Annotated in this window: 11 protein-coding genes; 3 read left to right on the top strand and 8 right to left on the bottom strand. The window is 74.7% G+C overall.

The window, feature by feature from the left end; genetic code table 11:
- Positions 1-2 precede the first annotated feature (2 nt).
- Both ABZ801_RS18230 and ABZ801_RS18225 read right to left on the bottom strand, forming a co-directional pair.
- Positions 3-2,300 (bottom strand): FdhF/YdeP family oxidoreductase, encoded by a 2,298-nt coding sequence (locus ABZ801_RS18230; protein ID WP_360699520.1) that lies wholly within the window; start codon positions 2,298-2,300, stop codon positions 3-5.
- An 87-nt stretch (positions 2,301-2,387) separates the two neighbouring features.
- Entirely contained in the window at positions 2,388-3,320 is a 933-nt protein-coding gene (locus ABZ801_RS18225) for a TIGR03621 family F420-dependent LLM class oxidoreductase (protein ID WP_360699004.1), read from the bottom strand.
- A 90-nt stretch (positions 3,321-3,410) separates the two neighbouring features.
- Here ABZ801_RS18225 and ABZ801_RS18220 point away from each other — a divergent pair, with 90 nt between their 5' ends.
- Genes ABZ801_RS18220 through ABZ801_RS18210 form a run of 3 tightly spaced genes read left to right on the top strand, consistent with a single transcriptional unit; the run spans position 3,411 to position 6,429 of the window.
- A complete protein-coding gene (locus ABZ801_RS18220) occupies positions 3,411-4,214 on the top strand; it encodes a phytanoyl-CoA dioxygenase family protein (protein ID WP_360699002.1) in 804 nt (267 codons plus the stop codon).
- Complete coding sequence (locus ABZ801_RS18215) at positions 4,211-5,176, top strand: phosphotriesterase-related protein (RefSeq protein WP_344940966.1); 966 nt, start codon at positions 4,211-4,213, stop codon at positions 5,174-5,176. The genes ABZ801_RS18220 and ABZ801_RS18215 overlap by 4 nt, the downstream gene beginning before the upstream one ends.
- A complete protein-coding gene (locus ABZ801_RS18210; protein ID WP_360699000.1) occupies positions 5,173-6,429 on the top strand; it encodes a cytochrome P450 in 1,257 nt (418 codons plus the stop codon). The genes ABZ801_RS18215 and ABZ801_RS18210 overlap by 4 nt, the downstream gene beginning before the upstream one ends.
- A gap of 49 nt (positions 6,430-6,478) precedes the next feature.
- On the opposite strand, the gene ABZ801_RS18205 is transcribed toward ABZ801_RS18210, so the two are convergent.
- From ABZ801_RS18205 to ABZ801_RS18180, 6 genes are all read right to left on the bottom strand, one after another.
- The gene (locus ABZ801_RS18205; RefSeq protein WP_360698998.1) at positions 6,479-7,459 is read right to left on the bottom strand and encodes a phosphotriesterase-related protein; all 981 of its coding nucleotides are present in this window, start codon (positions 7,457-7,459) and stop codon (positions 6,479-6,481) included.
- Positions 7,460-7,472: 13 nt separating this feature from the next.
- Positions 7,473-8,384, bottom strand: coding sequence for an LLM class flavin-dependent oxidoreductase (locus ABZ801_RS18200; RefSeq protein WP_360698996.1), 912 nt, complete (start codon positions 8,382-8,384; stop codon positions 7,473-7,475).
- Positions 8,385-8,404: 20 nt separating this feature from the next.
- Entirely contained in the window at positions 8,405-9,661 is a 1,257-nt protein-coding gene (locus ABZ801_RS18195; RefSeq protein WP_360698994.1) for a multidrug effflux MFS transporter, read from the bottom strand.
- A 22-nt stretch (positions 9,662-9,683) separates the two neighbouring features.
- Positions 9,684-10,295 (bottom strand): malonic semialdehyde reductase, encoded by a 612-nt coding sequence (locus ABZ801_RS18190; protein ID WP_344940949.1) that lies wholly within the window; start codon positions 10,293-10,295, stop codon positions 9,684-9,686.
- Between the two features lie 125 nt (positions 10,296-10,420).
- On the bottom strand, positions 10,421-12,151 hold the full coding sequence (locus ABZ801_RS18185) for a hypothetical protein (RefSeq protein ID WP_360698991.1): 1,731 nt from the start codon (positions 12,149-12,151) through the stop codon (positions 10,421-10,423).
- Between the two features lie 3 nt (positions 12,152-12,154).
- Complete coding sequence (locus tag ABZ801_RS18180) at positions 12,155-14,404, bottom strand: hypothetical protein (RefSeq protein ID WP_360698989.1); 2,250 nt, start codon at positions 14,402-14,404, stop codon at positions 12,155-12,157.
- Positions 14,405-14,410 lie beyond the last annotated feature (6 nt).

Raw genomic sequence — 14,410 nt, 5'->3', positions numbered from 1 at the left:
GCCTATCCCTCCGCGGCCACGGCCTCTCGGCGCTCCAGGCGAACGACGATCGACTTGGACGTGGGCGTGTTGCTCACCTCGGCGGTGCTGTCGAGCGGGACGAGCACGTTCGTCTCGGGGAAGTAGGCGGCCGCGCAGCCGCGCGCCGTCGGGAACGCCACGATCCGGAACGCGGGCGCGCGCCGTTCCACGCCGTCGGTCCACTCCGACACCAGGTCGACGGTCTCGCCGTCGGCCAGGCCGAGCGCCTCCAGGTCGGCGGGGTTGACGAACACGACGCGGCGTCCGGCCTTGATGCCGCGGTAGCGGTCGTCCAGCCCGTAGATGGTCGTGTTGTACTGGTCGTGGCTGCGGACGGTCTGCAGCAGCAGCCGCCCGTCGGGGACGCGCAGCACCTCCAGCTCGTTCACGGTGAGCGCGGCGCGGCCGGACGCGGTGGGGAAGCGGCGGCCGTCGCGCGGCGGGTGCGGCAGCGTGAAACCACCGGGCCGGCGGACCCGGGCGTTGTAGTCCTCGAAGCCCGGCACCACCCGCGACACGTGGTCGCGGATCACGTCGTAGTCGCGTTCCATCGCCGTCCAGTCGATGCCCGTCTCACCGAGGACGGCGCGGGCCAGGCGGCACACGATCGCGACCTCCGACAGCAGGTGCGGCGAGGCGGGGGCCAGGCGCCCGCGCGAGGCGTGCACCATGCCCATCGAGTCCTCCACGGACACCAGTTGCGGCCCGGACGCCTGCACATCCCGTTCGGTGCGGCCCAGCGTCGGCAGGATCAGCGCCTGCTCCCCGGTGACGGCGTGCGAGCGGTTCAGCTTGGTCGACACGTGCGCGGTCAGCCGGCAGTTGCGCATCGCCGCCTCGGTCACCGCCGAGTCGGGGGTGGCGCGGACGAAGTTGCCGCCCATGCCGAAGAACACCTTGACCCCGCCGTCGCGCATGGCGCGGATGGCGTCCACGGTGTCCAGGCCGTGCCGGCGCGGCGGCTCGAAGGAGAACTCCGCGGCCAGCGCGTCCAGGAACTCGGGCTTGGGCTTCTCGTAGATGCCCATCGTCCGGTCGCCCTGCACGTTGGAGTGGCCCCGCACCGGGCACACGCCCGCGCCGGGCCTGCCGATGTTGCCGCGCAGCAGCAGGAAGTTGACGACCTCGCGGATGGTGGGGACGGAGTTGCGGTGCTGGGTGAGGCCCATCGCCCAGCACACCACGATGCGGTCGGCGGCCAGCACGTCCCCGAGCGTCGCGGCGATCTCGGCGCGGGTCAGGCCGGTGGCCTCCAGCACGTCGTCCCAGTCCAGCGCCTTGACGTGCTTCTCGAACTCGGCGAACCCGGTGGTGTGCGCGGCGATGAACTCGCGGTCGACCGCGTTCGGCGCGTCCGACTCCAGCAGCATGCGGTTGAGCGCCTGGAACAGGGCCAGGTCGCCGTTCAGCCGGATCTGCAGGAACCGGTCGGCCAGCGCCGTGCCGCGCCCCGCGACGCCGGACGGCCGCTGCGGGTTGCGGAACCGCATCAGCCCCGCCTCCGGCAGCGGGTTGACGGCCACGATCCGCGCGCCCGCCTTCTTGGCCTTCTCCAGGGCCGACAGCATGCGCGGATGGTTGGTGCCGGGGTTCTGCCCCACCACGAAGATCAGGTCGGCCTGGTACAGGTCCTCCAGGAGCACCGAGCCCTTGCCGATGCCGATCGTCTCGGTCAGCGCGGACCCGGACGACTCGTGGCACATGTTGCTGCAGTCGGGCAGGTTGTTCGTGCCGAACGCGCGGGCGAACAGCTGGTAGGCGAACGCGGCCTCGTTGCTGGTGCGGCCGGAGGTGTAGAAGACGGCCTCGTCGGGGGAGGACAGCGCGTTCAGCTCGCGGGCGAGCAGGGCGAACGCCTCGTCCCACGACACCGGCTCGTAGTGGTCGGAGCCCGCGCGGCGGAGCATCGGCTCGGTGAGGCGGCCCTGCTGCCCCAGCCAGTGGTCGGTGCGCTCGCCCAGTTCGGCGACGGTGTGCCGGGCGAAGAACTCGCGGGTGACGCGGCGGGTGGTGGCCTCCTCGGCGACGGCCTTGGCGCCGTTCTCGCAGAACTCGGCCACGTGCCGGTGGTCGCCCTCGGGCCAGGCGCAGCCCGGGCAGTCGAACCCCTGCTTCTGGTTGACGCGCAGCAGGGTCAGCGCGGTGCGCCGCGCGCCCATCTGCTCCCAGGACTGGCGCAGCGCCGTGGTCACGCCGGGCACGCCCGCCGCCCACGTCTTCGGCCCGGAGACCTCCAGGCCCGAGTCGTCGAAGTCGTCCACCGGCGCCTTACGCGGCATCGTCACGTCCTCCCAGCTCACCTGACGTCCCCCCACTGTCGCATGCCCGGCGGGCGCCGGGCGCGCGGGGATCCGGCGAATGGAAGATCAGGTTCCGGCGAGGGCGGCGACGACCGGGGCGAACGCGTCCAGGTCGCGCTCGTCGTGCAGCACGTAGTACGACAGGCCGCACTCCTCGTGCCAGCGCAGCAGCCGGTCGCGGTCGGCGGCGACGTCGCCGGTGAGGACCTGCGGGGTGCCGGCCTGCGCGTCCGGGGCGGCGGCGCTCCAGGAGGCGGCCGCGGCGTCCGGCCGCACCCGCAGCACGGAGGTGCCGAGCTCGATGGCCGGGAAGCGCTCGCCGGCCGCCTCCCGCAGGACGTCGACCTTGCGGCGGAACGCGTCCGGGCCGCCGTCGGCGGTGTCGGGGCCGGAGCCGTCCGGCCGCACCCGCAGGGTGAGGTTGACGATGTCGGCCTCGCGCGCGGCCAGGCGCAGCATGCGCGGCCCGCCGCCGCCCAGCATCAGGCGCGGCCCGGGGCGCTGGACGGGCCGCGGCTCCTGCTCCAGCCCGTCGACGCGGTAGTGCTCGCCCGCGAACGTGAACGGGCCGCCGCGCCACAGCCCCTTCAGCACGGCGATCGCCTCGGCCAGCCGGTCGACGCGCATCCCCGGCGGGTCCAGCCGCAGCCCGGCGCCGGCGTAGTCGCGGGCCATCCAGCCGGTGCCCAGCCCGAATTCCAGCCGCCCGTCCGACAGCAGGTCGACGGTGGCGGCCTCCTTGGCCAGCACGGCCGGATGCCGGAAGTCGTTGGCGAACACCAGCGTGCCGACCCGCAGCCGGGTCGTGGCGCAGGCGGCCGCCGTCATCGCCGCCACCGGGGCCAGGCGCGGGCCGACGAGATGGTCGGGGACGAGCAGCGCGCCGAAGCCGAGATCCTCCAGGCGCCGGGCCTTGTCCGCCCAGGCCCGGCCGGAGTCGGCCAGGCGCAGCACGGCGGCGAACCGGAAGGGGCGCGGACCACGGGACGGACGGGGCATCGGCGGCCTCCAGATGTTACCAAGCGCTTGCTCAGTAGCATCGGCGGCGCTACCGTCCTGCACAAGACCCGGCTCCGTTGGTGAGGGGCGATGCCCATGGGCGTTGCGGCGTTGCGCGCACCGGTGCGCGAGGTGACCGACGAGGAGGTGGCCCGCTTCCGCGAGCACGGCTGGGCCCCGCTGCCCGGCCTGGTCGAGCCGGGGTTCGTCGCCGGCCTGCGAGAACGCGCGCTCGACCGGCTGGCCGGACGGCGCGGGCGCTTCCGCAACGGCTACGTCGACCGCGCGTTCGGCCAGGACCGCGACATCGCCCGCCACGACGAGGCGTTCGCCGCGCTGGCGCTGTCGCCCCGCCTGGGGCGCAACGTGATCCGCCTGCTCACCGGGGTCGACGCGGTACGGCTGCAGGTCACCAACCTGCTGGTCAAGGAACCCGCCGGCGGCGACGGCCACGGCGCCACCGTCTTCCACCAGGACTTCCCGTGGATGCCGATGGACCGCTCGGCCATGCTCACCGTCTGGCTCGCCCTGGACGACGTGCCCGCCGACATGGGGGCGCTGCGCTTCTACAACGGCTCGCACCGGTACGGCTCCCTCGGCCGCAGCTTCGTCCGCGACGGCGACGACGCCCTCAGCAACCACCCCTGGCTGGAGACGCTCGAACTGTCCGAACCGCTCGACCTGGCGGCCGGCGACGCCACCGTGCACAGCGCCCTGGTGATCCACGGCGCCCCGGAGAACCGGCGCGACCGCCCCCGCCTGTCGTTCACCGCCACCTACTTCGACGCCGCCGCCCTCTACACCGGCGCCCCGTACGGGCAGACCGACGACCTCGGCCTGAAGGTGAACGAGCCGTTCGACCACCCCCGGTTCCCGGTGGTGCCCACGGCATGATCGAGACGGTTCGCGGTCCGGTCGCCGACCCCGGCGCCACGCTGATGCACGAGCACATCTTCGGGCTGAGTCCCGAGATCCTGTGGAACTGGCCCGACATCCCCGAGGGCTGGGACCTCGAGGCCCGCGCCCGCGAGGCCGCCGCCAGGCTGAACGAGCTCAAGGCCGCCGGGATCGACACGATCGTCGACCTCACCGTGATCGGTCTCGGCCGGTACGTCCCGGCGGTGCGGCGGGTCGCCGAGCAGACCGAGGTCAACATCGTCGCGGCCACCGGCCTCTACACCTACGACGCGCTGCCCGCCTACTTCGGCAACCGCGGCCCGGGCACGCTGTTCGGCGGCCCCGACCGGCTCGCCGAGTTCTTCGTCCGCGACATCACCGAGGGCATCGGCCGCACCGGCGTCAAGGCGGGCATGCTCAAGTGCGCCACCGGGCGGCAGGGCCTCACGCCCGGCGTGGAACGGGTCATCCGCGCCGTCGCCGCAGCCCACCGCGAGACCGGCGTGCCGATCACCACGCACAGCGAGTCGTCCACCCGCAACGGCCTGGACCAGCAGAAACTCCTCGCCGAGGAGGGCGTCGACCTGTCCCGCGTCGTGATCGGCCACGCGGGCGACTCCACCGACCTGGACTACCTGGAGGAACTCCTCGCGGCCGGCTCGTACCTGGGCATGGACCGCTTCGGCATCGAGTTCACCTCCTTCGAGGACCGCGTCGCCACCGTCGCCGCCCTGTGCGAACGCGGCCACGCCGGCCGGATGGTGCTGTCGCACGACTCGTACTGCTTCAACGACCGCTTCGACTGGGACGTCGTCCGGCGCCGCCACCCGAACTACCACCTGCTGCACATCTCCCGCGACGTGCTGCCCGCGCTGCGCGACCGGGGCGTCACCGACGCCCAGATCCACCAGATGCTCGTCGTCAACCCCCGCGACATCCTCACCGGAGGCCGTCCGTGACCACCCCCGCGCCCGCCCCCGGCCGCACCCCCGCGCCGAATCCCGCGCACACCGCCACGGACTTCGACGTCACCGCCGACTGGCACGTCGCCGACCCCTACCCGTTCCTGCGGCGGCTGCGGCACGAGCAGCCGGTGTTCTGGAGCGACCACCTGAAGATGTGGGTGCTCACCCGCTACGACGACGTGCGCGCCGCCTACCGCGACCACACGCGCTTCTCCAGCGTCGGATCGCTCACCCTCTCCCGCACCCTCACCGACGAGGTCAAGGAGACGCTGGGGGAGCACCGGTCCTTCCTGGACAACTTCGCCGCCAACCTCGACCCGCCCCGGCACACCGCCATCCGCCGGGCGATCTCCCGCGCGTTCACGCCCCGCGCCGTCGAACGGCTCGGCGACGACTTCCGCACCAAGGTCGACGCGGCCATCGACGCGGTGCTGCCCGCGGGCCGCGCCGACTTCGTCGCCGACCTGGCCCATCCGCCGTCCGCCCGGCTGGCCGCGGTGTTCATCGGCGTCCCGCCCGAGGACGAGCAGCGGGTCAAGCGGTGGGTGCTGTCGTGGTTCCAGCTGTTCCTGTCGCCCCAGCCGCCCGACCGGCAGCGCGAGCTGGCCCAGGACTTCCTCAAGTACCTCGACTACATCGACCGCCTGGTCACCGAGCGCCGCGCCGAACCGCGCGACGACTTCGTGTCGCTGATGGCCGAACTCGTCCCGCACGACCTTTCGCACCGGGAGGTCGTGGAGACGATCAGCGCGCTGCTGCTCGGCGGCAACGACACCGTGCCCAACGGGCTGTCCAACGCCGTCTACCGGCTGCTGCGCGACCGCCGCGACTGGGAGGCGCTGCTCGCCGACCCGTCGCTGATCCCCGGCATGGTCGAGGAGACGCTGCGCGTCGACGGCGCCAGCCTCGGCAGCTTCCGCACCACGACCACCGACGTCACCCTGCACGGCGTGACGATCCCGGCGGGCGCCCAGGTGCTGCTGCACGCCGACTCCGCCGGGCACGACGAGACCGTCTTCCCCGACCCCGAACGCTTCGACATGCGCCGGGCCAACGCCCGCGACCACATGGTGTTCGGGTACGGCGTGCACCACTGCGTCGGCGCCGCGCTCAGCCGCCTCAAGATGAAGATCGCGTTCGAGCGGCTCACCACCCGGCTGCCCGGCCTGCGCCAGCCGCCCCAGCGGGTCGCCTACCGCCGCAGCCTGGTCGGCCGCGGCCTGACGGGCCTGCGGGTGGAGTGGTGAGCGGCGCGCGGGTGAGGGGCGGATCCCTGCGCCGCTACCGGCCGGCCGGTCAGCGGGCGGAGAAGTAGCGGCGCGGGTTGGCGACGAGCATCTGGTCGATCTGGGCGTCGGTGACCCCGGCCGCGCGCAGCGCGGGCAGCACGTCGTCGCTGATGTGCCGGTAGTGCCAGTTGGGCGCCAGCTCGCGCAGGCTTTCGGGGTCGGGGCCGAACCAGTCGATGTAGCAGCTGGCGTCGTGGCTGAGGACCATGCGGTCGGCGTAGCCGCGCTCGCACAGCGCGGCGATCGTGGCGACCCGGTCGGCGGTGGGGTTGAGCAGGTCCAGCCCGAAGCGGTCCATGCCCAGGATGGCGCCGGTGTCGGCCAGGGCGGCCAGGTAGTCCAGGTCGTTGCTGTCCCCGGCGTGCCCGACGACGACCTTGGTCAGGTCCACGCCCTCCGCACCGAGGATCTCCAGGACGGGCCGCCCCGCCTCGCTCGGGCTGTGGGTGTGGACGGTGATCGGGGCGCCGGTCTCGCGGTGCGCGGCGGCCACGGCCCGCAGCACGCGCTCCACGCCCTGGGTGAGGCCGGGGGCGTCCACCGCGCACTTGAGGAAGGCGGCCTTGACGCCGGTGTCGGCGATGCCCTCGGTCAGGTCGCGCACGAAGTCGGCGACCATCGGGTCGGGCCCGTCCAGCAGCGCGCCCGGGGCGCGGTGCAGGTAGGGGAACGGCACGTCGTTGTAGGTGTAGAGGCCCGTGGCGACGATGATGTTGAGGCCCGGCACCTGCTCGGCGATCCGCTGGATGCGCGGAACGTAGCGGCCGATGCCCCACACGGTGGGGTCGGCGATCGTGGTGACGCCCAGGTCGCGCAGCTCGCGCAGCCGGGCCACCGCGTCGGCGACGCGCTCCTCCTCGTCCCACCAGGCCCCTGCGCCGTAGTTGGCCATGTGCTCGGCGGACACGACGAACACGTGCTCGTGCATCAGCGTGCGGCCGAGGTCGGCGACGTCCACCGGACCGCGCACGGTCTCGACTGCTGGCATGGGCTCCTCCTGGTCACATACCGGGTCGGTCCTGTAGGTGCAGCACGGCGTCGCGGACGTCGGCGAGCTCGGCGTCCCAGTCGTCCGGCGCGTCCAGGGGGACGAGCACGAACTTCGACAGGCCGGCGCCGACCAGCCGCCCGAGATGGGCCTCGGCCTCCTCCAGCGTGGGGATGACGGAGCCGAGCGGGGCCGGGCCGCGGATGGCGCGCACCCGGGCGAACCGCTCCTCCGCCGCGGGCGACAGCGGGCCGCGCCGGTACGGGACGACCGCGCCGAAGTGCTCCTCCTCGATCTCCCGTCCCGCCTCCGCCGCGGCCCGCTGGACGGTCTTGCGGCCGCGTTCGGCGTCGGGGGGCGTGACGAACGAGGCCAGCCAGCCGTCCGCCAGGCGCCCGGTGCGGCGCAGTTCGGCGTCGGCCGCGCCGCCCATCCACACGTCGAAGCCGCCCGCGGCGGGCTTGGGCTCGATCCGCAGCCGGTCGTAGTGGTAGCGGGGGCCGTCGTGGGTGACCTCGTCCTCGGCCCAGAAGCGGCGCAGCAGCGGCAGCACCTCCTCCAGGATCGCGGCGCGCTCCTCGCGGCGCACGCCGAACGCCTGCTGCTCGCCCGGGTGGCGGATGCCGAGGCCCACGGCGGGCAGCAGCCGCCCGTCCGACAGGCGGTCGAGGGTGGCCAGCTCCTTGGCCAGCAGCGCGGGCGGCCGTCCGGGCAGCGCCAGCACGGCGGTGCCGAGCTTGATCCGGGAGGTGAGCGCGGCGGCGTAGGTGAGGGTGACCAGCGGGTCCCCGGCCGGGCCGGTGGCGCGCTCGCTGACCCACAGCGAGTCGAAGCCCTCGCGTTCCAGGCCGTGCACGAGCGCGGCCAGGGCGTCGGGCGAGGGGGCCGAGCCGAGAGGCGGCGCGAAGCCGATACGGACGATCACCCTACCGACCGTACGGCCCGTCAATTCGGCGAGGCAATCCTCGGGCGGGCGATGACCGCGGCGGCCACGGCGGCCAGCGCGACGGCCCCGATCGTCACCGTCATCGGCACGGCGGTGTCCGGCCCCGCGATCCCGGCCAGCGGCGCGGCGGCCCCGCCGAGGGCGAACTGCCCCACGCCGATCAGCGCCGACGCGCTGCCCGCCACCCCGGGCGGACGGCCCGACAGCGCCAGCGCCGTGGCGTTCGGCATGACCAGGCCCTGCGCCGCGACCACCAGGAACAACGCGGGCAGCACGGCCGCCAGCCCCGCCCCGGCGAGCACGGCCGCCACCAGGGCCACGGCGCCGGCCGTCTCGATCGCCAGGCCGACGCCCAGCAGACGCCGCAGCGGCACCCGCCCCGCCAGCCGCCCGCTGACCTGCCCGGCCGCCACGATCCCGAGCGCGTTCACGCCGAACACCGCGCTGAACGCCTGCGGCGACAGGCCGTACACGTCCTGCAGCACGAACGGCGACCCGGAGATGTAGGTGAACATCGCCGCGAACGACAGGCCCAGGGCCGCCGCGTACCCGACGAACGCCCGGTCGGCCAGCAGCGAGCGGAACGTGCCGAGCGTGGCGCGCACGCCGCCGGTCGCGCGGCGCTCCGGCGGCAGCGTCTCCTCCAGCCCCGCCAGCGCCGCCAGCAGCAGCGCGACGCCGATGCCCGCCAGCACGGCGAACACGCCGGGCCAGGGCGTCACCCGCAGCAGCTGCCCGCCCAGCACCGGCGCCAGGATCGGCGCCAGCCCGTTGACGAGCATGAGCGTCGAGAAGAACCGCGCCGCCGCGACCCCGTCGTAGCGGTCGCGCACGATCGCGCGGGCGATGACGATGCCCGCCGCGCCCGCCATGCCCTGCACCAGCCGCAGCGCGATCAGCGTCTGCACGCTCGGCGCGGCCACGCACAGCAGGGACGCCACCGCGTACGCGGCCAGCCCGATCATCAGGGGGCGGCGGCGCCCCCACGCGTCGCTGAGCGGGCCCGCGACGGCCTGGCCGAGGGCGAGCCCGACCACGCAGGAGGTCAGGGTGAGCTGCGCGGTGGACGTGCCGGTCGACAGGTCGTCGGCCAGCCGCGGCAGCGCCGGCAGGTACATGTCGATCGACAGCGGCGCAACGGCGGTCAGCGCGCCGAGGATGACGATCGTCCGGAGCCGTCCGGCGGGCAGGTCGCGCCGGCGTCCCGTGCCGGTGCGTCCCGCCTCGGCGGCGGGGCGCGGTTCTGCTCGTGTCATGGGGCCTCGCTTCGCGACCGGTTCACAGGGTGGAGACGACCTGGTCGAACGCCAGGCGCGGGTGGCGGGGGAAGTAGGCGTCCGGCGCGGGCCTGCCGATGTTCACCACGGCGATCACCTGCTGCCCGGTGCCCGCCAGGAACTCCCGCTCGATGCCCTCGGCGTCGAACCCGGTCATGGGCCCGGCGGCCAGCCCGGCCGCGCGGATGCCGACGATCAGGTAGCCGAGCTGCAGGCCGGCGTTGAACCGGGCCACGGCCGGGCGCCGGGGGTTGGCGGCCATGGCGTCGCGGGCACCCGGCTTGTGCGGGAAGACGGTCGGCAGGTGCTCGTGGAAGTCGCCGTCGGCGGTGACGATCGCGGTGAGCGGGGCGGCGGCGGTCTTGGCCCGGTTGCCCTCGGCCATGTGCGGCAGCAGCCGCGCCCTGGCCTCGGGGGAGCGGATCAGCAGCAGCCGCATCGGCTGCCCGTTCATGGCGGTGGGACCCCATTTGACCAGCTCGTAGATCGCACGCATCTGCTCCTCGGTCACCGGCTCGTCGGTGAAGGAGTTGGCGGTGCGGGCCTGGCGGAACAGCAGGTCCTGCGCCGCCTCGTCGAGGACGAGGGCGTTGCCGGACACGACGGTCGTCATGGGTCCCCTTCTGGTCGGCTCCGGTGGGATCTTCTGTGGAGCCGTAACAGGATGACGAAGCGTTATCTGCCGCGTCAGACAGTGGGTTTCGTCACACCCTCGGCCGCCGGGGCGGTGACACGGGGTCAGTAGGGCAGGTGGGGCAGGCGCAGGGCCGCCGCCACGACCGCGCCGGCGAGGGTGGCGACGGTCAGCACCGACAGGCCCGTCAGCAGCGCCCACCGCCCCACCTGGTAGCCGACGGGGACGCGGGCGCTGTCGCGGCCCCGCACCGGCCAGGGGGCGCGCAGCGGGGCCGTGCCCGGCACCTCCTGACCGGCGGCGCCGGCGGCCGCGTGCGGCGGCTCCCCGCCGGCCGGCAGCCCCGACACCCAGCCGAGCAGCTCGGCCACCTCGGCGGGCGGGGTCTCCAGGCCCGAGCCGAAGTAGCGGACCTCTCCGGCCACCTGGTCGAGCGCGCGGACGATGTTGCCGAGGCCCACGCCCTCCAGCCAGCGCCGCACCGCCTCCTCCGGCCCGCCGGCGTCCCGGCCGATCTCGGTGCGCTCCAGCAGGTCGATCTTGGTGACGACGACGGCGACGCGCTTCTGGCGGCCCCGGTCGGGACGCGACCGCAGCTCGTTCAGCACGCGTTGCAGGGTGTCGGCGGGATCCTCCTCCGACGAGGCGGCGGAGGCGTCCACCCGCCGCCGTTCCTCGGTGGTCAGCGACCGGCGCACCAGCGGCAGCGCGAACGGGTCGACCACGAACAGCAGCGCCTCGCCGTGGTCGAGGTAGCGCAGCGACTCCACCTCGGTGGCGCCGGTGTAGTGCTCGCCCGCCGGGTCGAACAGGTACAGGATGCGGCGCGCCCGCCCGGGCAGGTCGACGTCCACCATGGTCGCCAGGGGCAGCTCGGGGCCGGTCTTGGCGGGACGGCCGCCGCGCCCGAACTCCCGGATGGCCCCCGCGTAGGCCTCGGCGTGGCGCCGCTCCACGAACGCCAGCCGTCCCCTCACCGCACGCGCCTGGGCGTGCAGGGCACGGATCCCCAGGAACATGAACGTGGTCTTGCCCGCCGCGGGTCCGCCCACGAACGGGAGGGGTTCGACGCGGACGCGTCCGATCCGCTCGGGCAGCCGTCCGCCGCAGTGGGGGCAGTACGCGGCCAGGCGGAACCGGCCCAAGGGCACGGTCGTCGGCAGCCGTGCCCCGCACCGGCACACGTGCCGGAACGCTCCCGCGCGCCCCGGGGCCAGCCGGGGGTGCCTCACCCCGCAGCCGGGGCACTCGTACACCGGCAGCGCGATCTTCTCGTAGCAGAACGGGTGGGGGCAGGTCTGCAGGATGCGCCCGTACACCATGAACCCGCGTTCCACCGCCGCCAGCACCAGCACGCACACCAGCCACCCCGTCAGGCCCACGGCGGCCACCACCGCGTACAGCACGGAGAAGGCGACGCCCAGGGCGGCGGCGGGCAGGGCGGCGGCCACGATGCCCGCGCACAGGGCCAGCCATACGGGGAAGGTGAAGTACCCCCAGGGCCCGCCCAGAAGCATCCGGGTGAGCCACATGACGACGTACCGGGCCATCACCCAGATGCGGGGGACGACCGTGCGGGCTATGGCCCACCAGTCACGCCACACCTGCACCAGCAGATAGTGCCGGTACGCCACTTTCGGTTCGGTCACCGGGGACGGACCGGTGACGCTGGAGGTCGCCAGGGCCTGGCACGCGTGCAGGTAGTACAGGCCGAGCGCGGCGCCCCCGGCGGCGACCAGCGAAGCCGGGAACAGGACGGGGAACACGATGACGAAGCCCAGCCACATCGCCCCGACCCACACGGCGAGCAGCAGCAGGATGACGACGGGATGCACGGCTCACCCGCCCCCCGCGCGTCCCTCGCCGAGCAGGTCGCGCAGCACGGCACGCAGCTCCGGCTCGGCCGCCAGGTACGCCTCCAGCTGGCGACCGGAGATCCACTTGGCGGCCGCCGCCCGCGCCCACGCCTCCAGCCCCGGTTCGGGCACCCCGCGCCGCCGCAGCCGCAGCACCACCTCGACCAGCTCGTTGCGTTGGGCGATCTCGGCGCCGCGCAGCGGGGACCGCCCCGTGCGGGACCGGTCGGGCAGGTCGGCCGTCCAGCGCGCGCCCAGCCGCGCCCGCACGGGGACGGGCGCGGCGGCCAGCAGCGCGGCACGGAACCGGGGACGGTGGTTCGCCAGCCTCCGCGCGGCCGCGGTGAACGCGTCCTCGGCCAGGCGCGAGCCGCCGCCGGAACCGCCCATCAGCGTCTCGAGCGCCTGCGCGACGACGCGCGGCCGAGGGGACGTGACGGCCTCGGCGTAGGCCTGCACCAGGGCGGCGTCGTGCGCGGCGCGGCCGTCGGGCAGCGAGACCCGCACCGCCGCCGCCAGCCGCAGCGTCCCCGTCGCGGTCAGCGCGTCACCCCCGGTGGCCGCATCGCCGGCGGCGGCCCGCGCGAACACGCGGCACGGCAGGACGGCCAGCGGCGCGTACGCGGCGACCGCCTCGGGGTGGGCGTCGAGCAGTTCCAGGCACTCCGAGGGCGTCGGCGGCGTCTCCCAGATCTCCCGCAACGCGGCGTCGGCCGGGCCCAGCCGGACGAGCCTGCCGGTCACGGCGACGCGGCGGTCGCGGTGGCGGCGCCCGATCGACGCCAGCACCAGGGCGACGATCTGGGACGGCGCGCTCCTGAGCACGGCGCTGTGCTCGTACAGCACGTCGCACGCCGCGTCCGTGAGCACCTTCGCCCGGACGGTGTCGTCCGCCGCCGCGAGGCCCCGCAGCGTTCCCGACAGCAGCGGCTCCAGCGCGTGCGGCGGGCACGTCCTGAGCGCCGCCGGGACGTCGGCGGCGCCGCCCCGCGCGCGGTCCGCCGCCGCCGTGCCCAGCTCGGCCAGGTCGAGCTCCGTGCCCGCGCGGGCCGCGACGGAGGCCATCCGCGCCACCTCGGTCAGGTCGGGGGCGGAGGCCAGGGCACGCCGGACGCACCGCGCGGCCACGTCGGCGGCGCCCGCCGCACGCGCCCAGTCGTGGATGGTCAGGGCCAGGTCGAACCCCATCGCGGGCACACCGGCCACCAGGTCGCGCCACACCCAGTCGGGGATCGCGGTGCCGTGCCGCGCCAGCAGCGCCGCCGCGGCCTTCTCGTCGGCGGGCGCCACGGTCGAGTCGCCCCGGCACAGCGCCAGCAGCCCCGCGGCTCGTTCGAGACCGCCCGGGTCGAGGTCCGAGGACGAGTCGAGCAGGGCCAGCTCGCCGAGCGCGTCCAGGCCCGCGAAGTCGAACTCACGCCAGCAGCGCGCCACCGTACGCGCGAACCGGCTCTCCTCGCCGCCGCCCGGCGGAGCCTGGTCGACGGGCTGCTCGACGGGGAACCATTGCGGCGAGCCCTGGTGCTGGGCGGCCGCCCACACGTCCGGGGTCGTGCCCACGAGACGTTGTGCCGCGCCGTCCGGATCGGCGCTGTAGGTCACGAACGACATGCGCGCGGCCGCCGCCATGGGAAGCGAGTACGACAGCACCGCGATCCACCGGGCCGTCAGCTCGACGTCGGAGGCGACCAGCACCACCCGCCCGTGCCCCTGAGCGAGCACGGCCGTGACCGCGTCCACCAGGCGGGTCAGCAGCGCGTACGGGTCGCCCGGCGCGCTCGCCAACCACTCCGCCAACGCCTCGGGGGCCATCGCCGAGCCCGGCGTCAGGTCATCCAGGGGCGCGAGTTCGTGCGCGTCCGACGGGGCGTCCGCCCACAACGGCGCCTGCCACAGTTCGGCCGCGCGCACCCCCTCCATCTCCTCGGGGTCGGCCACCACCGCGTGCGCGAAGAAGTTGCCGAAGCGGCCCGAGTAGTCCTGCCCCAGGTACCGGCATCGCAGCAGCAACGGCCGTCCGCCCACCCGGTCGTACAGGAACGCCACGGGAAAACGCGCCAGCTCCCCGTCGTCGGGCGACAGCGGCGCGTCCGGCGGCGGCCGGTAGGACAGGAACGGCGTCACCTGCGCGCGCACCCCCTCCGGAACACCGGGCGTCTCGGCCACGAACTGGAACCCGGCCCGGCCGGTCGGGCCGCTCCGCGCCGATGTGTAGTGCATCTGCCAGGCCATGCGCCC

The organism is Actinomadura sp. NPDC047616, from assembly GCF_040642915.1.
In the GTDB taxonomy this organism is placed as follows: domain Bacteria; phylum Actinomycetota; class Actinomycetes; order Streptosporangiales; family Streptosporangiaceae; genus Spirillospora; species Spirillospora miaoliensis.
The sequence above is the reverse complement of the archived record's forward strand: the minus strand, read 5'-3'. Positions and strand labels throughout refer to the sequence as shown.

Excerpts from the sequence above, each read along its gene's own strand:
- ABZ801_RS18225 (WP_360699004.1), bottom strand. The coding sequence starts at position 3,320 with ATGCCCCGTCCGTCCCGTGGTCCGCGCCCCTTCCGGTTCGCCGCCGTG.
- ABZ801_RS18190 (WP_344940949.1), bottom strand. The coding sequence starts at position 10,295 with ATGACGACCGTCGTGTCCGGCAACGCCCTCGTCCTCGACGAGGCGGCG.
- ABZ801_RS18205 (WP_360698998.1), bottom strand. The coding sequence starts at position 7,459 with ATGCCAGCAGTCGAGACCGTGCGCGGTCCGGTGGACGTCGCCGACCTC.
- ABZ801_RS18230 (WP_360699520.1), bottom strand. The coding sequence starts at position 2,300 with ATGCCGCGTAAGGCGCCGGTGGACGACTTCGACGACTCGGGCCTGGAG.
- ABZ801_RS18215 (WP_344940966.1), top strand. The coding sequence starts at position 4,211 with ATGATCGAGACGGTTCGCGGTCCGGTCGCCGACCCCGGCGCCACGCTG.
- ABZ801_RS18180 (WP_360698989.1), bottom strand. The coding sequence starts at position 14,404 with ATGGCCTGGCAGATGCACTACACATCGGCGCGGAGCGGCCCGACCGGC.
- ABZ801_RS18220 (WP_360699002.1), top strand. The coding sequence starts at position 3,411 with ATGCCCATGGGCGTTGCGGCGTTGCGCGCACCGGTGCGCGAGGTGACC.
- ABZ801_RS18195 (WP_360698994.1), bottom strand. The coding sequence starts at position 9,661 with ATGACACGAGCAGAACCGCGCCCCGCCGCCGAGGCGGGACGCACCGGC.